This is a genomic window from Muribaculum sp. NM65_B17 (assembly GCF_004793735.1).
GTDB classification, from domain to species: domain Bacteria; phylum Bacteroidota; class Bacteroidia; order Bacteroidales; family Muribaculaceae; genus Muribaculum; species Muribaculum gordoncarteri.
In genome coordinates, this window is record NZ_SRYY01000003.1 from 330,313 (window position 1) to 355,170 (window position 24,858).

The following is a 24,858-nucleotide window of genomic DNA, read 5'->3' on the forward strand; positions in this document are numbered from 1 at the left end:
TTTTCAACCTCGGGATTATTGCGTTAATTTAGGTTAACGTAACTTCGGGGAGCATATTGTCGACACCGAGCCCGAAGAGTGCGTAGTCGTACAACACCGGGTCTTCGGGACGGAAGTCACGCAGCCGCGAGGTGAGCTCGAGCACGGCCTTCTTGTCGTCGGATCTTCGGTTGAGCAGTCCCAGCTCGCGGGCGGTGTTGCCTACGTGTACATCGAGCGGAATGTAGAGCTGCGAGGGGGTGATGACATTCCACACGCCCATGTCGACGATTCCGTCGTTGCGCACGAGCCATCGCAGGGCCATGTTGACGCGCTTCAGTGCCGTTGTCGTGAGGTTGCCGGGCAGGCAGCGGCAATCGGCCTCGCCGTTGTTGGCGGCGGCAAGCTCGCGGTTGAGCGAGGCGACAAGTTTCCACGACGGCAGCTCGTCGTCGGCTATGGCCTCGGCTTTTGCAAAGTCGGCAAGTGACGCATGACGGCTGTAGACGGCGTGCAGTCCCCTGAGGAAGTGACGCAGATTCTTGGAGAAGAATGTGCGGTGGATGTTCATGTCGGGCAGCTCCTCATATCCTTCATCCATGACATAGTTGTAGGGGTCGTTGTCCATAAGCGCGAGCATGCGGTCGCAGTCGCGGCATATCATTTTGCGGTTGCCCCATGCTATTGTGGCGCTGAGCAGCGATGCTATCTCTATGTCCTGCAGCTTGCTGAACCGTCGCGGAAACTGCACGGGGTCGCGGTCGATGAAGTCGATGTTGTTTATGCGCATGGCCTCGCGGTCGAGGAGGTCCTTTAAGTCATTATCGGTCATTGTCGGTAAATTGAACGGGTTATGTCGTCGCCTGTAGGGCTTTGGAATATCTTGAGTCCGAACTCGTTGATCATTGCTATTACGTGGTCGAATATGGCAGCCTGGGTGTACTCATAGGCTTTCCATTCGGTTCCGTCGGTGAAGAAGTATAGTTCCACGGGGAGTCCGTTGGCCGTGGGTTGCAACTGGCGTATCATAATCATCATTGCGGTGTTGACATCGGGATGTGACGCAAGATAACGCTCCACGTAGTTGCGAAACACGTGAAGGTTGACCTCGGCGTGTCCCGTGCGGGTGAATCCTTCAAGCCATCCGAGCTCTTCGTAACGCTCCATTTCCTCGGGCGTGCAGAAGCGTATCGTGTTCATGTCGATGTTCAGCGAGCGCATTACACGTCGTCCGCCGCTTTGCTGCATGCCGCGCCAGTTCTGGAACGACTCGCTCACAAGCGCGTAGGGCGGCACGGTGACGATGGTGTTGTCGTAGTTCTGCACCTTCACGGTTGTCAGCGTCACCTCCTTGACAATGCCGTTGACATTGCGTGACGGTATTGTGATCCAGTCGCCGTCGTGGAGCATGCTGTTGGCCGAGAGCTGCACGCCGGCTACAAGTCCGAGTATGGTGTCCTTGAACACCAGCATCAGTATGGCCGCCGATGCTCCGAGTCCGGTGAGAATCGTGATGGGATTCTTGTCGAGCAGAGTGCTTATCCCGATGATGACGCCTATTCCTATGGCGATGAGCTTGAACATCTGATAGAGGCCGCGCAGCGGATGATGACGCAGTCCTTCCTCCTCGGAACCGGCCCGGTAAAGCCCTTCAAGGAATGAGCACAGCAACCTGATGATCAGGACTATGATGTAGAGTTGGAGCAGTTTCAGGACATAGGATAGTGCGGTTTCGCATCCTTCAAGCACTATGGGAATGAAGAAGTAGATGATTATGGGCGGGGTGAGGCTGCAAGCATTGCGCAGTATCTTGTCACTGAGCAGGTAGTCGTCCCACTTGGTTGTTGTGGCCGAAGTGACGCGGTGGATTACGCGGATTACGACCTTTCGGCAGAAGAGGTCGACGCCGAAGGCTACCAGCAGCACTATTGCAAGAACGACAAGCCTGTGGGTGATTGTGGTTAGAGAGTCGGAATCGATGCCGAACGTGTCGGCAATCCAGATGTCGGGGGCCATTGATAGAATTGTTATTGTTGTGTAATGACTGAGGGCGACAGGATATCCGGTCGCCCTCAATAGTCTATGGGTTGGTTGTTGAGTTGTTTACTCGGAGTCGTCCTCTTTCATGTTGTGGAATACATTCTGGACATCCTCGTCCTCCTCAAACTTCTCAAGAAGCTTGTCGAGCTGCACGCGCTGCTCGGGAGTCACCTCCTTGAGGTCGTTGGGGATGCGCTCAAACTCGGCGCTGATGATTTCGTAGCCGCTCTCCTCGAGATACTTCTGGATGTTGGCAAACTCCTCAAATGCGCCGTAGAGTACGATTTCCTCTTCATCGGGCTCAACTTCGTCGACACCGTAGTCGATGAGTTCAAGTTCAAGATCCTCGATCGAAACACCGTCCTTGGGCCTGATCTTGAACACGCTCTTGTGCTCGAAGAGGAATGAGAGTGAACCCTGTGTGCCGAGTGTGCCGCCGTGCTTGTTGAAATAGGAGCGCACGTTGGCCACGGTGCGGGTGTTGTTGTCGGTTGCGGCTTCCACTACGATTGCGATTCCATAGGGGCCGTATCCTTCGTATACGATTTCCTTGTAGTCGCCCGCATCCTTGTCGGTTGCCTTCTTGATGGCGCGTTCAACGGTGTCCTTGGGCATGTTTGCGGCCTTTGCGTTCTGCATCAACACGCGCAGACGCGGGTTGGTGTCGGGGTCGGGGCCTCCGGCCTTGGCTGCAATTGTTATTTCCTTGCCTATGCGGGTGAATGTGCGGGACATGTTGCCCCAGCGTTTCAGTTTTCTTGCTTTGCGGTATTCAAACGCTCTTCCCATATCGGTTTGTTATTTTGAGTTTTTATTGTTGATTTATTTATCAGTTTATCGAAGTGACGCTCCGAGCTGTTTCTGCAGGTTGTTGATGATTTTAGTCATCATTGCTTCAATCTGCTTGTCCTGCAGGGTCTTTTCATCGTCCTGGAACATCATTGTTATCGCGTAGCTCTTTTTGCCCTCTTCAAGGTTCTTGCCTTCGTAGACATCAAACAGGGTTACTTCGCGAAGCAGGCGCTTTTCGCTGTCACGCACCACCTTCTCGACCTGAGCCATGGTCACGGCCTTGTCGAGCAGCAGCGCGAGGTCGCGTTTTACGGCCTGGGTCTTGGGCAGGGGCGAGAATGTCACCTTCTTCTTTATCGAGAGCTTGACGATTTCATTCCAGTCGAGCTCGGCGAAGAACACTTCCTGCTTTACACCGCAACGCTTAAGCATCGACTTGCTCACGATGCCCATAACACCGAGGCTCTTGCCTGAACGGGTGTTGATCGACAGAGCTGCGCTGTAGAGCTTGTCGTCGGTCTTCTTCAGCTCGATTTCACGCTCCGAGATGCCGAGGCGCGCCAATGTGTTGGCTACGATGGCCTTAAGGTCGTAGATTGTGGCTTTCTCTTCGGGACGGGCCCAGTTGCCGGTGCGTATGTTGCCGGTGAGCCACAATCCGAGGTGTTCCCACTCCTTGTAGGGGGCTATGGGATTTTCGGCTGTCGACTCAACGGTGTTGTCGCACTGGTAAACCTTGCCGAATTCATAGAGCATGAGGTCGCCGTCGCGACGGTTGACATTGTGCTCGATCACTTCAAGACCGCCGAAGAGGAGCGACATTCTCATCACGTTGAGGTCGTTGCTGAGCGGGTTGAGGAGCTTTACGGGTGCGCTGTGCTCGTCGGTCAAGCCTTCATAGTAGCTTTCGGCTGTGAGCGAGTTGTTGAGTATTTCGTTGAATCCGGTTGCCGACAGCTGGTTGCTGATAAGCTCGCGGAGGTCATTGGATGAGTCGGTCATGGTTTTGAACGACAGCGACGAGTGAAGCTCGCTGGAGAACTCCACATTGTTGTAGCCGTAGATGCGAAGCACATCCTCAACTACATCGCAGGGACGCTGCACATCGACGCGATAGGTGGGCACGAGAAGGTTTACGGCATTGTCCTCGTGGCCGGTAATCTCCATTTCAAGCGAAGCGGCTATGGAATCGATTGTTTCGGCGGGGATGGCTTTTCCGACGAGGGCATTGAAGTAACCGTAGTCGAGTTTGACGGGGAAGGGCTTGATCGCTTCGGGGTATAGGTCGATGATGTCGCCGCATATCTCACCGCCGGCAAGTTCCTTGATCATCAGCGCTGCAAGCTTGATGCAGTAAACGGTGGCGTTGGGGTCGGTGCCGCGTTCGTAGCGGAATGAAGCGTCGGTGTTCAATCCGTGACGGCGTGCCGTCTTGCGCACCGATGTGGGGTTGAAGTAGGCGCTTTCGAGGAACACAGAAGTGGTTTCTTCTGTTACACCTGAATCAAGACCTCCGAATACACCGGCGATGCACATGGGCTCCTCGGCGTTGCATATCATCAGGTCGCGAGAATCGAGCTTGCGCTCAACACCGTCGAGAGTGGTGAAGGGGGTGCCTTCGGGGCAGTGACGCACTACCACTTTGTCGCCCTTTACCTTGGCGAGGTCGAAGCAGTGCAGGGGCTGGCCCATTCCGTGCAGGATGAAGTTGGTTATGTCGACAACGTTGTTGATGGGGCGCTGTCCTATGGCCGAGAGTAGTGTCTTGAGCCATTCGGGGCTTTCGGCCACCTTGATGTTGCGTATGGTGAGTCCCGAGTATCGCGGACAAGCCTGGGCATCGGCCACTTCCACGGCTATGGCTCCGTCGTTGCGGTCGGCCTTGAATGAATCGACCGAAGGGCGGTGAAGCTGTGAAGCGTTGTCGTGACAAGCGAGCCATGCGCTCAAGTCACGTGCCACGCCGTAGTGCGATGCGGCATCGATGCGGTTGGGGGTGAGATCCACTTCAAGAACGTAGTCGCTCTTGAGGTTATAGTATTCGGCGGCCGGAGTGCCGGGCTTGATCTCTTGATCGAGGACTATGATGCCGTCATGGCTTGTGCCGATGCCGATTTCATCCTCGGCGCATATCATGCCCATTGACTCGACGCCGCGAATTTTGGATTTTTTGATTGCAAACTCCTTGTCGCCGTCATAGAGCGTTGTGCCTACAGTGGCTACGACCACAGTCTGTCCGGCAGCAACATTGGGTGCACCGCACACAATCTGTGTGGGTTCTCCCGTGCCGAGGTCGACCGTAGTTATGTGAAGGTGGTCGCTGTTGGGGTGTTCTTCGCAAGTGAGGACTTTGCCTATTACGATTCCGCGCAATCCTCCGCGAATCGATTCGACCTCCTCTACGCCTCCCGTTTCAAGGCCGATTGATGTGAGTGCATCGGCGAGCTTCTCGGGCGTGAGCGAGAAGTCGATGTACTGTTTAAGCCAGTTATATGATATGTTCATTTTATAATGTCTTGATTGTGGAGGTGATGAATGGATGCTCCACACATAAATTCGCGCAAATTTACAAAAAAAAAGTGGTAATCACTCAACCTGAGATAAAGAATAATGGGGCGGGTGTTAAAAAGCGATGGCGACAGTAGGGTCTACTGCCGCCATCGGTTATGGTGATGACTATGAGTTATCGACGAGGGGGACGACCTCCGCCTCCACTGGGACGACCTCCGCCATGGCCGGGTCCGCCGAATCCGCCGGGACCTCCGAACTCTCCTCGGTTGGAGTTTTTGCTACCCTTGCCGAATGTGTTGAAACGGTAGGAGAACGAGAGCATGAAGTAACGGGTGAGCGAGTTGTAGCTTGAGTCGTCGATGTAGTTGGCGGTGACGCTGCGCGATATGTTTTTGCGTTGTTGCAGGAGGTCATATCCGCGCAACATTACAGTGGCTTCGCGTCCCTTGAGGAACTGATAGGAGATCGATGCGTTCCACATCCACTGCTTCTGGTCGTAACCTGCCGAGTAACCGCTGGTTGTCGAGAAGGTCAAGTCGCTGTTGATTACGAGTCCGAACGGAGCGTACCATACTGCGTAGAAGCTTCCTCCGTAGTCCTGTACATTGCGGTTGACGGCCGATTGCAGGGTGTTGCGGGTGTTCTGCAAGCCGTAGTAGGGGCGGAGCTCAAATTCCCAAGCCTCGGGACGGAATGCAATAGCTATCGACGGGCGCAGATTGAGCGAGTTACTGCGGTTGCGAAGACCGTTGTTGAAACCTATGTTCTGGTTGTAGGATGCGTGCATATTGGCGTTGAACTGCCAGTTCTTGTTGCGGAAGGGGAGCGACAGCATCGAGAAGAGTGACGAACTCCAGTTGCCGTTGACATTGGTATAGGTAGTCACTTGACCGCCGGTTTCGGGGCTGAACGTGGTCTTGGAAACGATGCTGTTCTGTCGCATGCTGAAGTTGAGCATCGCCATGATTGAACGCTGTGCCTCCATGTTGAAGTCGTTGAAGCGGATGCGGATGTTGTGGGTAAATGCGGGCTTCAGGTCGGGATTACCGATTACGATGCGCAGCGGGTTGCTCTTGTCGGCCACAGGCTGCAACTGTTGCATCGAGGGCTCGGAAGTGTTGCCTCGGTAGTCGACATTGAGAGTGCGTGACTTGGTGAACTTGTGGCGATAACGCATGTAGGGTGCGAGATTCCATACCCAGCGGGTGGGGATGTTACGCTCCGAGTTGATCAAATCGTCGCTGCGTGACATCGAAGGAGTAAGTGTCAAGCCGACTTCCATGTTGTAGTTGCTGCGCACCTGTCGGAAACCAAGCTGTATGCGCTGGGTGAAGAAGTCGTTGCGGAAACGGTTGCTGAGCGAGTCGTTGAACACGAGGTTGTCGTAGTCGATTATCGGGTCGCCTACCTCGGGATATGTGACGGGATGGTCGTAGACGAGCTTGTCGGCATTGTTCCAGCGGTAGTTCAGGTTGTAGCTGAATATAAGGAAGCGGGCGTTCTTGATGTTGCCCAGCGGCTCGGTCCAGGTGGCGCGCAATCCCACGCGGTTGCTCCAGGTGTGATTGTCGGTGTACTGGTCGTAGAGGTCGATCGAGTCGTTCAGCAGGAAGAAGCGGTTGAACGAGTAGCTGTCATAGTCCTCGGTTGTATTGCTGAGGTTGTAGTTTAACGACAGCGAGAATGATCGTCCGGGATGTGAGCCCGACTTGCGGTTGAACCAGATGTCGCCGCCTGCGCTGTAAGATGTACCCTTCGATGAGCCGGAGTTCAAGCTTCGTGTCACTTTGGAGCGGTTGGCATCGCCTGCGAGAGTGAGCGAAGAGTCGCCGCTGAGGTAGCGGTTGTAGTTTAACGAGAATCGGGGACGGAACTCAAATGTAGTGAGGGTGTCCTTTTCCCACTTGATGCGGAAATTACCGCGTATGTTGTGACCCTTGTTGCGGGTGCTTGACGCGCTTTCATTGAATGATGTAGAGTCGGGGAAGAGGTACTGACGGTTTCTGCGTGTACGTGTGTCACGGTCGGTGTGGCTGTAGTCGACATTACCTCCCACGCGGAATGTTTCATCGGATTTTCCTACGTTGAAGTTCACGCCCAGCGACTGCGAAGTGGTTATACCGTTGCCACCGCCGAAGTTCATGAATTGTCCGCCACCATCGGTGAATCCAAGCTGATTCACGTTGTTGAAGTTGCCGATGAATGTAAACTGATTGTCGTTCCAAAGACGGTTGATATAGAAGTTGCCGGCATAGCGGTCGTCGGTACCGTAACCTGCGTTCACAACGCCGTAGTAGCTGTTTTTCATATCCTTCTTCACCGTCAGGTTGATCACGGTTTCCTCCTCGCCGTCGTCGACACCGGTGAGTCGTGCAAGGTCGCTCTTGCGGTCGATCACCTGAAGCTTTTCAATCATGTCGACAGGCAGGTTCTTGGATGCCACCTTGGGGTCGTCGGCGAAGAACTCCTTGCCGTCGACAAGAATCTTGGTGACGCTCTTACCTCCTGCGGTAATCTTACCGTCGGAGTCGACATCGACACCCGGAAGCTTCTTGAGAAGGTCCTCCATCACGGCATTGGGCTGTGTCTTGTAGGAACCGGCATTATACTCAATGGTGTCCTCCTTAACTGTGATTTCGGTCTTGACGGCCGTGACAACGGCTTCCTTAAGCATGATCGATGACTCCCGCATGACAATGTCCTTGAGCTGCAGGTTGGATGATCCTACGGTTAAGTTGGAGTCGGAGTTGGCGTAACCGATGTATACGCATTGCAGAATGTATTTTCCCGACTTGACATTGGAGATGGTGAATCGTCCGTTGACATTGGTTGTCACTCCCTTGATAAACGCACTGTCTTTTGCAGCAAGCAGCTTTACGGTAGCTTCGATTAGGGGTTCACCGGTTTCGTCGATGACCTTTCCTTTTATGTCGGCGGCTGTCACGGCCGCGGCACAAAACACCGTAAAGAGTAAGGCGATGAGTATTCGTCGCATTTTAAATCAGTATAAATAGGTTGGTAATTAATTTCAATTTACAGTTACTATGACTTTCTAACTAAATAAAGGTTTAATTTATTTTGGCGAAAAAATGGCAAATTTCTATAAACGGGCTGATATTTACGACAATTGCCCTGTATTTACGGTTGTTAATAGACATCAGCGGGTGAATGTGACGCTAAACGTGAACGAGCGTTGACGCAGCCTGTAGGAGTAGCTATAGGTGTCGAGTGCGCTGTAAACGGTGTAATAGTAGTTGCGGGTGTCGAGGATGTTGTCGGCGCGTAACGTGAACTTGAATTGCTTCAGCTTGTAGCTTATGCCGAGGTCGAAGAGCGATATGCTCTTGTGTTCGTCGGCGGTTATCTGCTTTCTCAGCAGTTCGGTCTGTCCGAAGAGCTCCATTCCGTCAAGCGGATAGAGCGATAGCTTTATGTCGTGTGACATCATGTCAAATGAGCTGTGACTTGAAAGGTAATGGCTGAATGACTTGCTGTAATTCCCGTAATAGCGAATCTCGATAAGCCGCCAGGGAGCCAGCGTTATGTCGGCACTGATGCTGTAGGATTGACCGTAGTAGGGTATGGGTCGGTTTTGCTGCATCATTTTGTTGCGCGACCACGAGTAGTTGCCCGACAATGTGATTTTTGCTCCAATGTGGATTATCTGCTTGGTGACGGATGCCGATGTCGACAGCGACTGTGAGGAGTTGTCGGCGGCTATTGCGCTTGTGGCAATATCGCTTGAGTCGACAATCTGAGAGCTCATGAGATTGCGCTTGGCGTCGGAGTAGTTGGCCGATGCGTTGAAAAACCAGAAATCCATGGGCTTCTTGAATTCAAACCGAAATCCCGATGAGAAGGTGCGGCTTCGTGCGAGCAGTCCCGATGCTGCCCTGTTGGTGCGATAGGATGTCATGACGGGAGCCGTCATCAGGTCGAGCACATCACCGATGCTGTGGTTAAGCGATGAGTTCACGGTCAGTGACGAATTGCCCGAAATGTTGTACTTCAGGCGCATCGAGGGGTCAAACAGAGGGCGGTCGTAGTCGATTTTGCTTCCTGTGGCGTGATTGCGGGCGTGCATGACCATCATTCTGAGCGTCATGTGGAGGTCGAGTTCCACTTTGCGAGCCGGGGCTACGTATTGGTAGCTTGGCGACAGGGATAAGTTGCCGAAATTTCCCGTAATGTCGTTGAGATGCGATGTTCCGACGAGGTCGCTTTTGAGCCGTGAGCGTGAGTATTTCACCGAGAGGGGCAGATACATTGTGGAGCGCCGTCGGTTGTAGGCTGTCGATGCATTGGCCGAGAACTCGAGCCGGTTGCTTGAGAGGTGCTGCGTGGCCTCGGTGTCGTTGTCGTCGCTGTTTTGTAAGGCGACATTGAGGTCGGCTTCGGGTGCGATGCGGTATCTCAGTGACGATGACAGGTTCCACTGCATGGGGCCTCGGTTGATGCGCCATGAAAATGAGTTGGAGAGGTTGACCGTGCGTGCTTTGCGCAACTGGTTTATGTCACGGTTGTCCTCGATTGTCGAGATGCGGTCGGTGAGGAAGTCGGCGCGGGCCGAGAAGCGGTTGTCGACATAACGTGACGCGCTGTTGTGGTTGTAGGTGACATCGAGCGACGGGCGATGGGTGCGACTGTAGGGCGATATTGCTTCATTGAATGTCACGATCTCCTCGCCGGCGTAGTATCGGCTGAACTGACTGTAGGAGTAGTCGGTTGCGCTATAGGCGTAAGTGGCGTTGGCTTTCAGCGACGACACATCGGTGAACTTGCGCATGAATGACGCATTGACAAGCCGGTCGTCGGGCGAGATGTAACGGTAGCCTTTCAGGGGCGGTCGGCTTCCCGACAGTGAGCCGAGCGCCTGTGAGGCCAGGCTTTCATTGTCGGCTCCCGGGATTGTGATGTGGTCGTAGGCATCGGCTATGGCAAACTGGCGATCGTTGCCTGCCTTGGCCGAAACGATTGTCTGGAACTGCGGGGTGAACATCATGCCTGTGACTCCGATGCGATAGAGCCACTCGTCGCCGTAACCGACGAGCATCTCGGAGGTGCCGACCGGCTTGAACCTCACGCTGTTGTCGAGCGTGACATTCAATGCTACATCGTCACTTGGCTTGCCCTTGTCGACGAGTGCATCGTGATGGTTGCTCAGCACCTCTACGTTTTTGACATACTTGGCCGGCATGTTGCGGGTGGCGAGATTGTATTTGCCTCCGAGCATGTTCATGCCCTCGATGTAGAAGTTGCTGATGCTTTTGCCGAGGTAGCTGATTTGGCCGTTGCCGCTTACGTTTATTCCGGGGAGTTTCTTCAATCCGTCCTCAAGCGTCACATCGCTCTTGCCTAGGAACGATGCCAGCCTGTAGACGAGTGTGTCGCCGCGCTCGTTTATCATCGGGGCCGCTACGGTGACCTCCTTCAACTTGTTTTCGGCGGGGTGGAGCGTTACGCTTAGGTGCTGCTGCCTGTTGGCAATGCGCAGCGTCGCCTTGTCGTAGGAGATGCATTGTGCCGTCACATCGAGCGAGTCGGCTGCAAGGGCAGGGACTTTAAGCGAGAACTCGCCTTTGGAGTTGGCTGAAGCGAAGGCCTTTATGCGGCCCTCGGAGTATAGGCGCACGACCGTTCCCGGAAGAGGCTGCTTGTCGGCATCTTCAACATTGCCTGTTATCGTCACCTGGGGCAGGGCGGTGACGATGCCGAAAATAGTCATGAGAAATGTGATCAGCGGTCGTGCGTTCATGGCAGCGGTTATTTAAGTTCGATGGGGGTGTAGCCGTTGGGGCGCTGTATAAGCGGTACTCCGTTTATGAGTATCGATTTGTTGGCGGTGACGGTTATGTTGCTGATCGATTCGGTTGAGATGCGACGCATCGGGTCCTCCTCCATGTAGTTCTTCGATTGAAGGAACTTGTCACGCGAAGTTTTCTGGATATTTATGTTGCGTAACTTGCCCATGGGCATAGCCGATTCACGGAACGATACGGCGGTGAATGTGTGCCGGCCTTTGTCGTCGCTCACCTTCATTATAAGTCCGGGCAGGCCGGCGAATTTCCACGGGCCGTTGCTCGATGCAATCTCTTCGGTGTACCAAGCTTCCCAGTTGCGGCCTCCGTAGGTCATTGTGGCTTTCATGCAAGGATATCCGCACACGGTGAGCGTGTCCTCGGTCAAAGTCCATTCAAACGGGGCGAAATCCTCCTCATACTCCACGATGTTGGGAATAACGATGTCGGTATAGGTGGTTTTGCCTTCGGGAATGTTTTGGTAGACCTCTCCGGTAAACAGGAATTCTTTTTTGTTGCGTTTGTTGGTGAGTTCGGCTATCTCATTGCCGTCGGCATCGGGCTTCATCGCAAGAGAATCGATGCAGTAGGTGGCCATGTCGGTGAATTTTGCCGAATTGTTGCCAATCTGCAGGATGGTCGAGTAGGTTTCGGGGACTGTTTCGCCGCTTTTGGCGGTTGCCATGATGTCGTACTGATAGACACATTCGTAGAGTGAATTGCCAAGGGCGGTGTATTCCTTAGGAGGGTTGTCGGAAGCGGGATTCTTCTTGACGGCCGATGTCCCTGTTACGCGTATCCCGTCGGATTGCGCTTGGGCTGTGATTGTGGGCATTGCAATTATCGCAAAGGCCATTGCATAGATGTGAAATGATTTCATAACGATAACTATAATCTTAGTTTACAGTGCAAATATATCTCTTTTCCGAGATAACCTAAAATTTTAGTTATCGATTTAACATACTTTATGTCAAAAAATAGTGATGACTGTTGTCATGTCGTAATACATGTTGCCAAGTGGTATATACATATATGTGGTATATACATATATGTGGTATATACGTATATAATGATGAGTACGTATATATTAAAGCGAGGCTGTGTCGGTGGGTTTTGTGACACAGCCTCGCTCTCTATGGTTTAGTTGTGCTTGCCTCGTTTACTCAAACTCGGTGAACGACAACGGCATGAGTGATTTTACCGACGGAAGGATGTAACATTCGCCGGCTCCGGCAAGAATCACTTTCACGTTGTGGCTCGCGAGCGTTTCGTATTCAAGCAATGCCTGCCGACAGGCTCCGCACGGCGATATAGGCATCTTGATTTCGTTGCCCGATGTTTCGCGTGCAGCTATTGCGATGGTCATGAATTTGGCATCGGGATAGCGTGAGTGGGCGTAATAGGCGGCGGTGCGCTCGGCACAGAGCGACGACGGGTAGGCAGCATTCTCCTGATTGGAGCCTGTGACTGTTTCTCCGTTGTCGAGGAGTATCGCAGCGCCTACCGAGAAATGGCTGTAGGGTGAGTAGGCGCGGAATGTGGCCTCGCGTGCGGCATCGACGAGCGAGCGGTCGGTCGGGTCGAGTTCATCATATTGCATGACTACTATCGGGGTGGTTATTTGCAGTTCTTTCATATCGCAAGCGTGTTATGTATTAATGCAAATGTAACGCTTTTGTTCGTGATTATGAAAAACTAAAGGAGAATGTAGGTAGTATTGCGAAATGATTTAACACAAAGCTTGCGATTATTAATACTATTCCTATTATCCAGAGTGAGAGGAGAATGATGCGGCTGGCCTTGCTTATCGGCTTAGATGAGGCGAAGATGAAGTTGTAGATTACCATAATCAAGGCGAGCAATGGGATGCCGATTAAGAGTGTTATACCGGAATATAATAACAGGAGATTAGCGTTGACGCAACTTATTCCAAAGGAATTAATTTCTATTGGGAATAAACTGAAGAATCCAAATGTCCCTTGGATTAAAGACAGTAAAAAGGAACCCATTCCGACTATGAAGTAGGCCATAAAACCAAATACTGCAATGGCTACCAATATAAATAAAATCTTGAAAATAACAGTGAAAACCGATTTCGTGCCATTGCAGGCATTGTTGAATTTAGATTTGACATCATTAGAATTGATGTAGTCGCGGGCCTTGTCATACTGTCGGGTCACTGTCTGGGCTATGTTGTCGAGTGTGGGAGCTTGGCCCTCCATTGCCATTCGGTCGGCCGGAGTTTTGGCTTCGGGTATTATGATGCACAGGACTACATAGAGAACTACAGTGATTATATTGGTGAAGAGAGTGAGGCATATAAACAGAATGCGTATCCACAAGGGATCGACATTCAGGTAAACTCCCAATCCGCTGCACACTCCGCCCAACACCTTGTTGCAAGGATCGCGGAAAAGCTTGCGGCATTTGGCTGATGATGCCTGATGACATTCGTCGTCCTCGTCGTTGTCGCATGACGAAAAGTCCTCGGGGCGTCCGACGCGGTTGATGACCTCGCGCACATCATCGATTGTTATCACTGTTCCGGGCTCGGTACCGTATTTTTCGGCGAAGATGTCGCTTATGCTGCTTTCGATGTCGCTTATGATTTCATCGGAGCTGTTGTTGCCTGCGAAAACCTGTCGGAGGGTGGTGAGGTAGTCCTTGAGCATATAGTAGGCATCTTCGTTGATGACGAATATGCGTTGGCCCATATTGATGGTGATTGTACGTTCCATTGTTTTGTCGATTAATAGTTGCGTAGATGGTTTACTGTGTTGTTGATTTCATTCCAGGATTTCTCGAGCTCATCGAGAAATGACTCGCCTTGGGGAGTGAGAGAGTAGTACTTTCGTGGAGGGCCTAATGTCGACTCTTTCCATTCGTAGGTCAGCAGCCCGTCGTTTTTGAGCCGGGTGAGGAGAGGGTAGAGAGTCCCTTCTACGACAATCAGCGACGCTTCCTTCAGGGAGCTTATGATGTCGGTAGAGTAGGCCTTGTGCCTGTGCAGCAAAAGGAGGATGCAGTATTCAAGCAGGCCTTTTCGCATTTGTGATTTGATGTTATCGGGATTCATTTTATGTGAAAAATGGTTATTACGCTGCAAAGATAAGAGCGATTATAGTACTATGCAATACAAAGTACTATAATTAACAGAAATTAACGAGAGGAGGCGGATAACCGGATTGAAGTATTTTGGGTAAAACAACGCAAGGTCAGCGACCCTGAACAGACATTTGAATAACGCATGATATTTGTAAAATTCTAAAACTTGAAGATATGGCAACGAGAATGACCGCCCACGGAGAAAGCACTATCAATATGACTATCGCCACACTGATGGGGAGTTGTTCTCCTGCGTGGCTGGAACACTCAAAGAGTGCAGGCAACGCCGTGATGAATGGCTGAACAAGAAAAAATAATTGACCTGCCATAGTCAATCAGCAAGGCGTGACGACCTCGTGATGAAGTCGCCACGCCTTATTTCGCTCAAAATTTCAGCCGCCAAAAGGCGGTGATGGCATTTGCAATTTATAATAATCTACTGATTATAATATAAAAGCATTAGAATAACGGACAAGACCTGCCGGGATGCCGGTTTCTACAAACGGGAATACCATGTAATATTTATCCGGAACATCAAATGGAGCGTGGATGTCAAATTTTGAGGCTTCTATATATCCTGATTTTGAATAATATTCCGGCGACCCAAGTACAACACAACATTTATATCCATATTTCAATGCCTTGCAGTGAGCTCCTTTTATCAAAGATTTACCGATACCTATGTTTTGAAATTCAGGAAGAACGGATAGCGGGGCAAGAGCCAAAGCAACAGTGTTGCCAATCCATATTTTCGACAACATTATATGTCCGACAGCCTTGCCCTCATGAGTTGCAATCAATGTCAGCTCAGGAATATATTCATCGGTTTTTCTAATACGGTCGACAAGATAGTGTTCGTCTCCGTCAGAATGTTGTGCTGACATAAATGCAGTTTTAATCAATGTGCGGATTTCTGCAAAATCAGATTCACGCTCCTGCCTGATTTCAATGCTCCGGGATATAAAATTGGTTGTGTACATACGACAAAGTTAGTGATTTTATCGGACAAACAATGCAATAAACTCCGTTAACCTGCATTGATGTAGCTGCTTATGGATTACAGCTCTGTTATCACCCAAAATGTCCAACCTGCCAAGTATTAAGAACTCCGTGTTGACAAATATTGGGGAACGGGGCGCTGAAGGTTATCGCAGGGACAATAAAAAACGCCGTGTCAAAAGGCACGGCGTTGTATTGTGAGGATGAATGGAGTCAGAGCATCAGAGGTCCCATATAATATATAGAGCACCCCAGGTAAATCCTGCTCCGAATGCGGTGAGTATAATCTTGTCGCCCTTCTTGATGGTGTTCTTGTACTCATCGATGCACAAGGGTATCGATGCGGCCGATGTGTTGCCGTAGTGCTCGATGTTGACGAGTACCTTGGAGTGGTCGATGCCTGCACGCTCGGCCACGGCTTCGATTATGCGAAGATTGGCCTGATGAGGAATGAGCCAGTCTACATCGTCCATAGTCAATCCGTTGCGTGTTGCGACATCGATTGACGAGGTGAGCATGTCGGTAACTGCGTGCTTGTAGACTGCACGGCCTTCCTGATAGATGAAGTGCTCGTTGTTGTCTACTGTTTCGTGAGTTGCCGGGTGAATCGAACCTCCCGCTTTCATGAGCAGGTGAGGGAGTCCGGTGCCGTCGATGTGGAACACACCGTCGATTATGCCCACCTTCTCTTCCGAAGGCTCAATGAGCATAGCGCCTGCGGCATCGCCGAAGAGAGGGCATGTGGTGCGGTCGCTATAGTTGGTCATCGATGACATTTTTTCAGCAGCCACGACGATGACTTTCTTGTATATTCCCGAGCGGATGTAGGCTGCTGCATCTTGAAGGGAAACAAGGAATCCCGCGCATGCCGCCTGAATGTCGTAGGCGTAGGCGTGGGTGAGCCCGCAGTTGTGGGCTATTATCGAGCCTGTGGAGGGGAATCGGTAATCGGGGTTGGAAGTCGCACATATCAACAGATCCACTTCCTCGGGATTTGTGCCTGTTGATTCAAGAAGCTTGTTGACAGCCTTGATGCCAAGGTAGGACGAACCTTCATTCTCCAATTTCAGGATGCGTCGTTGTTTGATGCCGACACGTGTTGTAATCCACTCATCGCTGGTGTCAACCATTTTCGACAGCATTTCGTTGTCGAGGATGTCATCGGGAGTGTATGAGGCAATGCCTGCAATTCTTGGGTAAAGCATGCTTTATCTTGTGGTTTATGGCTTCAGAATGAATAAATCATCGCCCGGGCAAAGCCTGATGCCCGGTGACGATGTTGTTTTTTTGACGGCTCAAAACTTGAGCCCAAATGCCGTGATAAAGCTACGTTATACGGCAGCACTCTTTTCGATAGCCACTTTTCCGCGATAGTATCCACATTCGGGACATACGCAGTGGTATACGTGCCATGAACCGCAGTTGGGGCAGATTGCCAAAGTAGGAGCTACAGCCTTGTCATGAGTTCTACGCTTAGCTGTACGAGTCTTTGATTGTTTTCGTTTAGGATGTGCCATTTTTGTTTATTGTATTTATTTAATTGTTGTCGTTAAGTTTCTTAAGTTCGTCCCAACGAGGATCGGTGTTGTCGTCGGATGATGCGTCGTCGATAGTGTCGTCGACCTCCTCCATGATTTCGTCCATCATCTCTTCATCCTCGTCCTCTTCGCCGGCACTGCCTTGTGCGCGATGCTTCTTGAGCAGTGTGCTCATGGCGCGGTTGCACTTTCCGAGCGGGTGCACGTGCTTGATGGGGATTGTGAGAGCAACGGTGTCATAAATCATGTAGGCGATGTTGAGATAGGCGTCGCCTTCGGGAATTTCGAGCAACTCGTCGGAGTCGTCGTTGAAGTCGGGCCCATACTTGACGAAGATGTGGTAGCTCGTATCAACGGGCCACTCAAGGTCGTCAAGGCAGCGGTCGCATACCAAGGTTATCTCGCCGGCAATGTCTATGGTCATGTCATAGATGTCGCCTTTGTTGACTACTGTTACATGCACATCAAGATTGGCTCCGTGGATGTCGGAACTCTCCATATCCACGAAGAATTGCTTGTCAAGATGGTAGTCAAATTCTTGGCTGCCAACAGGCAATGACTTTAACGGGAGCTTATAAGCTGAAAATTTTCCCACGATAGTTTTTTGAAAATCCGCCGCAAAGTTATACATTATCTTCCAATTAATCAACTTTTGCCGCATTTTTTCGTGCAAGACGGGTGTGCGGGTGGCTGTTGACGGCTGCGAGGGGCCTAAATGTGCATCAGGTCGCGGAATATGTCGAGTGCTGTCTTTATGTCGTCCTCACTGCATATCGAGTCAATGTGTACACGGCCAATTTCGCTCAGGAGGGTGAAATTGATGTCGCCCGAGGTGTTCTTTTTGTCGTGATGCATCAGCTCCAGCAATGCGGGGTAGTCGTCGCAGGTTATGGGGAATATGCCGTAGTTGTTGTAGACATAGTCGGCAAACCGCTTCAGCTCCGAGCTGGGGAGTCCCATGGCAAGATGACTCAGCACGAGTTCCACGACACAGCCCCAGGCTACTGCGTAGCCGTGAGGCACGGGGTTGCCGCGTCGCATTGCGAGGCTCTCGAAGGCGTGCCCTGCGGTGTGACCCAGGTTGAGGGCGCGGCGTATGCCCTTTTCGGTGGGATCCTCCTCCACGATTCGGCGCTTTACGCTCACCGACTCCTCAAGCAGTGCAAGCATGCGCTCGCTATCGATTGACGTGACATCGCATTCCAGCAGGCGGTGGTAGGCTTCGGCGCTGTCGATGAGTCCGTGCTTCAGCATTTCGGCATAGCCCGAGCGGATTTCCTCTACGGGCAGTGTGTCGAGGAAGCAGGTGGAGATTATTACGGCGTCGGCTTCGCGAAATGAGCCTATCTCATTTTTAAGCCCGTTGAAGTTGATTCCGGTCTTTCCGCCCACGGCTGCGTCGACGGCCGACAGCAGGGTGGTGGGGACATTGATGAAGTGGATGCCGCGCTTGAATGTGGCGGCGGCGAAGCCTCCCATGTCGGTGACCATGCCTCCGCCGAGATTGACCATCAGGGAACGACGGTTGGCTCCGGCGCGCTGCAACTCGTTCCATATATGGACGAGCGAATCGAGATTCTTGTTGACATCGCCGGGCTTTACTTTTATGACTGCAGCGTTGTCGATTGCGGGAAACTTCCCGACAATCTTTGACAACACATGATTATCGGTGTTTTCATCCACGAGGATGAATGTGCCCGAGCAGTTCATGCTTTCAATAATAGAGGAGAGTCGCTCGGCAACGGAATTGGTGAATATTATGTCTTGATGTTTCATCATCGTCATGTATTTCAGATTGATGTGTTGAAAGTGTCGAGCAGCAGGGGGAGTCGCTCGGCGAGTTGCGGCATCGAATGGTAGATGATGTCGGCTCCTGCATCGATGAGCTGTTGTTCGGGGATGGGGCCTGTGACAACTCCTATGGTGAATGCTCCCGATGCGTGTCCCGACATGACCCCGAGCGGAGCGTTGTCGATGGCTATGCAGTTTTCGGGATATGCGTTGACAAGTTCCATGGCCTTGAGGAAGGGCTCGGGATTGGGCTTGCCGTGTTTCACATCGCGCGAAGTGACCCTGCGGTCGGGCGGGAACGCTCCCGGGTAGTCGGCATCGAGGCGGTTTAGGAGCGAGTTCTGGCCCGAACCGGTGACGAGTACCGTGGTGATGTTGCGCGACATGAGCAGGTCGACCATGCGCGTTGCGCCCGGCATAGGCTCGACCGGCGGCATGGCGCTGAAATATATCGTTTTGCGATGATATAGCTCGGCGGCCTGTTCGGGAGTCGCATCATGGCCGAATGTGCGCTGAAACAGCAGGTTGATGGTCGACACTCCCGTGCGGCCTTCATAGAGGTAAAACTCGTCGTGATCGGTGGGAATGCCCTCCTCGGTCATGAGGCGATGCCATGCGTCGGCATGGTGTCCCATCGAGTCATAGAGGGTGCCGTCCATGTCGATAAGCGCCGCCACAGGGGAGAAGCTCATCAGGTCGCGTCGTGCGAGGTAGTTAAGTATTGCTTTTTGCTCGTCAATCATTTCTTGCGTGATTTTTTCTTGTTGTCCTTTTGCTCGTCAGGGATGGGCTCGGGTTTCGGCGGAGCCGGAATAAGCCCCTCCTTTATAAATATGAGCGAGTCGGCGTGGGATATTGTGTCGCCCTCGGCACTGAAATTTATGGCTTCGGGGCGACGGCTTACATTCAGTCGGCCTACACGGGCGGCGTTGGTGCCTCGGCGGAATACGCGCTCGATTTCGCGCATGAGGTTGATGCGCGTGGTGTCGACGATCGCTATGCGCTCGCCCGACTGATTGGGTTTGTATTTCGCGCCTCCGAGCCTGATTTTCATCTTGTCGGCGTTGCCCGAAATGTTGAGTCCGAACTTGAACGGCAGCGGTGACTTCAGCACCGATATGTGATACTTGTAGTTAAGGGCCAGGTCGTTGGAACCCATCACCGCAAGCCGGTAACGGTCGAAGTCGAAGACGAAGGGGAACATCTCGACCGTCGAGTTCTCGACAAGCATCTCGACATCCATCGATGCGATGCGGTTGACTTTCTTGTCCTTGAACATGAGCCACTTGGATAGAGTGCGGAAGGTTTCGGCATCGAGAAGCACGAGGTCACGCCCCGAGAGCTTTATCGCCGCTTCAAGCGACGGTAGCTCGATGTTCATCAGCGAGTCGATGTCGGCGGTGGCCGCTATGTCGGCGTCGATTATGCCCTCGAAGCTGTTGAGCAGCGGCATCAGCGAGTCGACTGCAGGCATCATGTTGAGGAACTGGTGCACGTTGACACCGTTGAGCACGAGTCCCATGCCGAATCGTATGTCGCTCTTGCGGGGTGCCGAGTAGAGCGCGGTGAGGCGAGCGCTTCCTATGTCGGACGACGCCGAGAGGTCGCGCAAGTTTATGGCTCCCCGGTTCACGATAAGTTCACCGTTGAAGTCGTGCATCGCCACGTCGGAGTATATGATGTTACGTGCCTTGACCGATATGTTGGCCCGCAGGTTGGTGGGGACAAGCAGTGCGCTCGTTTCGCCTGAGGCCGCAGCCGCCGATGCGAGGCTGTCGAGCTGACCGGTGTTGTCGACTGTCGCGGTTGTGACAACTCCTTCGCCGGCCTTCTCGGCGAAAGCCGATCCGGCGTAGGCGGCTTGCACGATTTCGTTAACGTTGAGAGAGTCGCTTGTCACGTTGAGGTCGGCCTGCAAAGTGCCGCCCGAGGAGAATGCGCGCCTGATGTTGCGCAACTTTCCCGAAATCAAGAAGTCGGAGCGGCCGACATCGTATCTCACGCTGTCGAGCGTGACGCTGTCGGTGGTAAATTCAAGGACGACATTGCTGAGCCTGTTTCTCACGGGGAAGAATGGCGTGAACATGCCTCCGCGCTTGGCTTTTATGGAGCCCTTCACATCCCATTGGCGCAGAAGCCGCTGCATGGAGGTGCCTACTGTGAGATCGAGGGTTTCGTAGTCGTGACGGCTGTTGCGTGACGACATTTGCCGCATCATGGCGATTATGGAGTCGGTCGAAAGGGTGGGATGTTGTGCGCGCAGTGAGTCGTAACGCATTTTCAGTCTGCGGTTCACGACGGGGGTCTGCCTGAGGTGAGCCGATATGTTGAACTGTCCGTCACGCAATATGAGGCGATTGTAACGGTCGGCATACTGGGCCTGTTCGGTGGCTATGTTCATGCCGAGTTGCGGTACTCGCGCCTGGCCTTCGTAACGCTTCAGCGCGGCATAGGCGCGGATGTTGTTCAGCCTCACCTTGGTGGAGTCGTCGCTTGACAGGAAGTTTATGTATTCGGCACGGAATGTTGCGCCGATGGGTGTCACGACAGTGGTGTCGGATGACGATGAGTTGTTGCTGCATCCGGCTCCGAGTTTCAGCGACCTGGCGAAAAGCGACACTCCCCGGCCGGTGAAGGCGGCGGTGTCGATGCTGACCGATGCCGTAAGCAGCGAGTCTACGCGATTGGTGTCGCGGACGAAGCTTTCGTTGGTGCCGAGCTTGAACTCCGACAGGTGAGTGTAGATGTGCGTGTCGGTGTCGGGTGAGTCGTAGTCAAACTCTTTAAGCGTGAGCGTGCCGTTGAGCAGCATGTTGTGGAAAGAGTTTTTGTTAAGGTGACTCAGCTGCATCTTTACGTGGGTGTCTATGTCGAGCTTTCCGGCGATTGTGCCTGGAATGTCCGATTTCATGGCCTTGGCAATTCGGTTGAAGTCGGCCGATGCCGTAATGTCGGCATCGACAGCGGGGTCGGTCATCAATGCCGTGGCCGTGCCGTTGAGCGACAGTTTCACGCCGTCGGCCGATGCGGTGAGCGATTTCACCGTAACCACCGACTTGTCGATGTCGTCGCCGTTGACATTTGCCTCGGCCTCAAGGGATAAGGCATCCCAATGATATTTGTCGTAGTAGCCCGAGCATCGCGGAATGTCGACGGTCACGGTCATCGAGGGCAGGCTGTCGGTGGCAGGAATATAGGGCTTGGCAAGCTTGGCCGTCATCGCTATACTCATGTCGGTGTCAAATGCAGGCAGTTGGGGCCTCCATTGTGCGGGGATTGAGGCAAGTGCCTGAGCGGGCGAGAATGGCGTTACGGTCAAGTCGAGGTCATCGACGGTGAATTCGTCCCAAAGCTTGAGCCTGGAGTCGAAACGTGTCGACAGCTCGTTGACAGCCAGGGTGAAATCCTTCAGCTCGAGCTCCTGCGGGCGGTCGTGGTGCCAGTCGAGCCGTCCGTTGATGCCCACGCGCAGCGAGTCGATGTTTATGTCGGGCGAAATCATGGCCGACAGGCGGCTGTCCATCGTTATGTCGTAGCCAGGGTCGTTGCCCTTAAGGCGGGAGTTGCTGAGCCGTAGCGCGACATCGATGCTGTCGGCTGCCGAGAAATATCGCACATCGAGAGCGTCGATTATGTCAAACCGGTTGATGGTTATGTCGGGAATCGAAGTGGCGGACTCCGGATTGTCGTCGGCACTTGGCGGAACGATGTTGTAGTTGGCCGTGACACTGTCGTAGACAACTGCGTTAAGCTGCATCGACTTAAGCTCCACATCGTAGAGGCGTATCTTGCCGATGAGGAGCGCCATCACGTTCACTCCGCCGTGGAAGCGGTCGACGGTGGCTATTGTGTCGGCATACACGGGCAGCGACTCGCGCTGAGCAGGGTCGAGTGAGTTGAATGCGTTGCCGGTGAGAGTGAGCGAATCGATGTCGATGTAGAGGTGCGGAAATGTTTTCCACACGGTGAGCTCGGCGCGTGACAGGTTGAGGCGTCCGTCGATGTAGCCGTTGGCTGTCTTTTCGATTAGCGGTGTCAGCTTTTGCGGCGTGAGAATCCACACAATGCCACCCAGCGTCAGCACCATGAGGAGCAGCACCACGCCTACAATCCAGGCTGCGGCTTTCAGCAGCTTGCGCCAAAGGGGCTTAGGACTCTTTTGCTTGTTCTTTTCCATCGGATGATGATTCTATGTTGTCGTTTTTAGGCCGTCGGGCGGTTATGTGGAAGCAACCTTGCTTGCGCTCATACTTTACATAACAGCGTTGCTCGTCGCGAAGTTGCTTCAAAACCTCGGCAAGCAGGTTTTTCAGGTCCTCCTGTGTGCGTGCCACCGTCACTGAGTCGCAGATGAACTTGGCATAGCTGATGTCGAAGGTGGTTCCGTACTGATGGGCCGAAGCCTCGACCGCGTTGACATTGCGGCGGCGCAGGCTGGTGACGCTGCTGCCTGTGCGGAGTACGCTCGTCACTTTCAAGCGGTAGCTGCCGCCACCACGGGCCATGAGCGAGTCGTTGAAGCGTTGGCCTATGTCACGCAGCAGGTCGGCCGCTTCGGGCACGAGAAACGGGAGCGAGTGGGTGAGGTCGTCGAGGTAATATTCGCGGCAGGTGCCTATGTGACGCAACGGACGCTTTATGTGCCATGCATCGGCCGGATTGGAGATGGGCTTGATGCCTATAGCCTGTGCTTCGTTCAGATGAATATAGTTGCTGTCGTTGAACACTCGCGGCAAAGAACCGCCTATGGGGTTGATTTTCAACCTGACACATCCGCCGTCGGGCATCGAATCAAGATGAGTGTAGAAGTTGTTGATTGTATCGACTGTGGACGGAAATACCTGAGAAGAGTCGGCTTTACAGCTCTTTGCGCTTATTGCGATGAGCCAAATTATGGCAGTCAATGCTATTGCCGCAGTGATGTATCGGGTTATGCTGGTCATTTTGCGATTACTGTGATTGTGATGTTGTTGACGGCAATCGGCCGTTTAAGGGTGTAAAATTACACATAAACCGTCTAATACACAAAAAACAGACGGCATTACTTATCACAAGCCCTGCCGTCCTTACATTCATGAGAAATCTATCTACTATTATTGATGGATTCTTTGAATGTTTTACTTGAATGTTGTCTGGTGGTATTTACATGATTTTTTCAGGTCGCCTTTTTTCGTGCTACAAAAATAAACAGGCGCGTTTTATCATCTGTTTTGCTTAGGTGAAAAAGAGGGTTAAAAATAACGATATAATTGTTGTTTTAGTTAATTGTTTTGGTTTGTATAATTTCACAGTGCAAGTTTAAGTATTTTTGATTGTATTTACACAATTTTTATCGGCAAAAAAACGCATTTATGTTTTATAACATATATTTTCGATGTCACGTTATCAAAAAGACACATTTAATAATGAATTTTTTCTTTAATATTTGTAGCAGCGCATAAATTATCTTAATTTTGCATAGTAATCGATAGCTTTTAAGTAACTTACAATAATCAATTAATTTTCTAATTTTCTAATTTCAAAACTACTATGTGGTTAACAAGCTCATCTATAGGAAGGAAGCTCGTCATGGCTATCACCGGAGCGTGCCTCGTCCTATTTGTAACGTTTCACTGCTTGATGAACGCAGTAGCCATTGTCTGGCCGGCATCTTACAATGTAATATGTGAGTTGCTTGGCGCCAACTGGTATGCACTTGCAGCCTCGGCCGGTCTTGCGCTTCTCTTCATCATACACATTATTTATGCAGTGTGGTTGACACTTCAAAACCGTAAGGCTCGCGGTAACGACCGCTATGCTGTAACCGCCAAGCCCAAGAGCGTAGAATGGTCGTCGCAGAACATGCTCGTGCTCGGTATCGTTGTACTTGCATTCCTCGTTGTGCATCTCATCCAGTTCTGGGCCAAGATGCAGCTTCAGGAAATTCGCGGTGTGGAAGGCACACTTCCTCCGTCGATGGGTACGCTGTTCATCCAGGAGGCTTTCTCCATGGTTTACACTCCGATCGTCTACATCATCGGCTTCATCGCATTGTGGTTCCACATGAACCATGGTTTCTGGTCGATGTTCCAGTCATGCGGTTGGGACAATGACACATGGCTTCCCCGCCTCAAGAAAATTTCGTGCTGGTGGACAACAATCGTTATTGCCCTCTTCATTGCCCAGGCTGTAGTGTTCACAGTAAACGCTCACAACGATTTCTACAAGACTGACGACGCACTCCGCAGCCAGTATGTAGGCGTTATCGGCAAGATGGTAGGTCTTCCCGTTGACCGTGTTTCAAGCGAGCAGCTCCCGATGGTTAT

18 protein-coding genes and 2 pseudogenes are annotated in these 24,858 nt (G+C 52.1%); 2 read left to right on the plus strand and 18 right to left on the minus strand.

What is annotated here, in order from left to right; translation table 11 throughout:
- Positions 1-28: 28 nt before the first annotated feature.
- From E5354_RS05955 to E5354_RS06000, 10 genes are all read right to left on the minus strand, one after another.
- Positions 29-811, minus strand: a complete 783-nt coding sequence (locus E5354_RS05955) for a TIGR02757 family protein (RefSeq protein ID WP_246863750.1) — start codon at positions 809-811, stop codon at positions 29-31.
- Positions 808-1,995 carry a mechanosensitive ion channel family protein gene (locus tag E5354_RS05960; RefSeq protein ID WP_135946782.1) on the minus strand — a complete coding sequence of 396 codons (1,188 nt, stop codon included), beginning with the start codon at positions 1,993-1,995 and terminating at the stop codon, positions 808-810. The genes E5354_RS05955 and E5354_RS05960 overlap by 4 nt, the downstream gene beginning before the upstream one ends.
- Positions 1,996-2,082: 87 nt before the next feature.
- On the minus strand, positions 2,083-2,808 hold the full coding sequence (locus E5354_RS05965; protein ID WP_135946783.1) for a YebC/PmpR family DNA-binding transcriptional regulator: 726 nt from the start codon (positions 2,806-2,808) through the stop codon (positions 2,083-2,085).
- Positions 2,809-2,853: 45 nt separating this feature from the next.
- Complete coding sequence (gene pheT, locus E5354_RS05970; RefSeq protein WP_135946784.1) at positions 2,854-5,316, minus strand: phenylalanine--tRNA ligase subunit beta; 2,463 nt, start codon at positions 5,314-5,316, stop codon at positions 2,854-2,856.
- A 178-nt stretch (positions 5,317-5,494) separates the two neighbouring features.
- Positions 5,495-8,317, minus strand: coding sequence for a TonB-dependent receptor (locus E5354_RS05975; protein ID WP_135946785.1), 2,823 nt, complete (start codon positions 8,315-8,317; stop codon positions 5,495-5,497).
- A 162-nt stretch (positions 8,318-8,479) separates the two neighbouring features.
- A complete protein-coding gene (locus E5354_RS05980) occupies positions 8,480-11,077 on the minus strand; it encodes a TonB-dependent receptor (RefSeq protein ID WP_135946786.1) in 2,598 nt (865 codons plus the stop codon).
- An 8-nt stretch (positions 11,078-11,085) separates the two neighbouring features.
- Entirely contained in the window at positions 11,086-12,000 is a 915-nt protein-coding gene (locus tag E5354_RS05985; RefSeq protein ID WP_135946787.1) for a GLPGLI family protein, read from the minus strand.
- Between the two features lie 279 nt (positions 12,001-12,279).
- Complete coding sequence (locus E5354_RS05990; RefSeq protein WP_135946788.1) at positions 12,280-12,756, minus strand: cytidine deaminase; 477 nt, start codon at positions 12,754-12,756, stop codon at positions 12,280-12,282.
- A 49-nt stretch (positions 12,757-12,805) separates the two neighbouring features.
- The gene (locus E5354_RS05995; RefSeq protein WP_135946789.1) at positions 12,806-13,858 is read right to left on the minus strand and encodes a PspC domain-containing protein; all 1,053 of its coding nucleotides are present in this window, start codon (positions 13,856-13,858) and stop codon (positions 12,806-12,808) included.
- A gap of 11 nt (positions 13,859-13,869) precedes the next feature.
- Positions 13,870-14,196: a PadR family transcriptional regulator gene (locus E5354_RS06000; RefSeq protein ID WP_123395672.1), complete on the minus strand. Its 327-nt coding sequence runs from the start codon at positions 14,194-14,196 to the stop codon at positions 13,870-13,872.
- 235 nt (positions 14,197-14,431) lie between these two features.
- Here E5354_RS06000 and E5354_RS06005 point away from each other — a divergent pair.
- A pseudogene (locus tag E5354_RS06005) lies at positions 14,432-14,542 on the plus strand (DUF3873 family protein); the annotation flags it as partial.
- A gap of 126 nt (positions 14,543-14,668) precedes the next feature.
- Here E5354_RS06005 and E5354_RS06010 read toward each other — a convergent pair.
- From E5354_RS06010 to E5354_RS06045, 8 genes are all read right to left on the minus strand, one after another.
- Entirely contained in the window at positions 14,669-15,205 is a 537-nt protein-coding gene (locus tag E5354_RS06010; protein WP_123395673.1) for a GNAT family N-acetyltransferase, read from the minus strand.
- 240 nt (positions 15,206-15,445) lie between these two features.
- Complete coding sequence (locus tag E5354_RS06015) at positions 15,446-16,429, minus strand: beta-ketoacyl-ACP synthase III (protein WP_123395674.1); 984 nt, start codon at positions 16,427-16,429, stop codon at positions 15,446-15,448.
- A 126-nt stretch (positions 16,430-16,555) separates the two neighbouring features.
- Positions 16,556-16,741, minus strand: coding sequence for a 50S ribosomal protein L32 (rpmF, locus tag E5354_RS06020; protein ID WP_123395675.1), 186 nt, complete (start codon positions 16,739-16,741; stop codon positions 16,556-16,558).
- A 19-nt stretch (positions 16,742-16,760) separates the two neighbouring features.
- On the minus strand, positions 16,761-17,357 hold the full coding sequence (locus E5354_RS06025) for a YceD family protein (protein WP_168353837.1): 597 nt from the start codon (positions 17,355-17,357) through the stop codon (positions 16,761-16,763).
- Positions 17,358-17,473: 116 nt separating this feature from the next.
- Positions 17,474-18,538, minus strand: coding sequence for a 3-dehydroquinate synthase (gene aroB, locus E5354_RS06030; protein ID WP_123395806.1), 1,065 nt, complete (start codon positions 18,536-18,538; stop codon positions 17,474-17,476).
- Between the two features lie 14 nt (positions 18,539-18,552).
- Positions 18,553-19,296: an HAD family hydrolase gene (locus tag E5354_RS06035; protein ID WP_123395677.1), complete on the minus strand. Its 744-nt coding sequence runs from the start codon at positions 19,294-19,296 to the stop codon at positions 18,553-18,555.
- Positions 19,293-22,730, minus strand: a complete 3,438-nt coding sequence (locus tag E5354_RS06040; protein WP_135946790.1) for a hypothetical protein — start codon at positions 22,728-22,730, stop codon at positions 19,293-19,295. The genes E5354_RS06035 and E5354_RS06040 overlap by 4 nt, the downstream gene beginning before the upstream one ends.
- Positions 22,702-23,496, minus strand: a complete 795-nt coding sequence (locus E5354_RS06045) for a DUF5715 family protein (RefSeq protein WP_123395679.1) — start codon at positions 23,494-23,496, stop codon at positions 22,702-22,704. The genes E5354_RS06040 and E5354_RS06045 overlap by 29 nt, the downstream gene beginning before the upstream one ends.
- Before the next feature lie 586 nt (positions 23,497-24,082).
- Here E5354_RS06045 and E5354_RS06050 point away from each other — a divergent pair.
- A pseudogene (locus tag E5354_RS06050) lies at positions 24,083-24,742 on the plus strand (succinate dehydrogenase cytochrome b subunit); the annotation flags it as partial.
- Between the last annotated feature and the right edge of the window lie 116 nt (positions 24,743-24,858).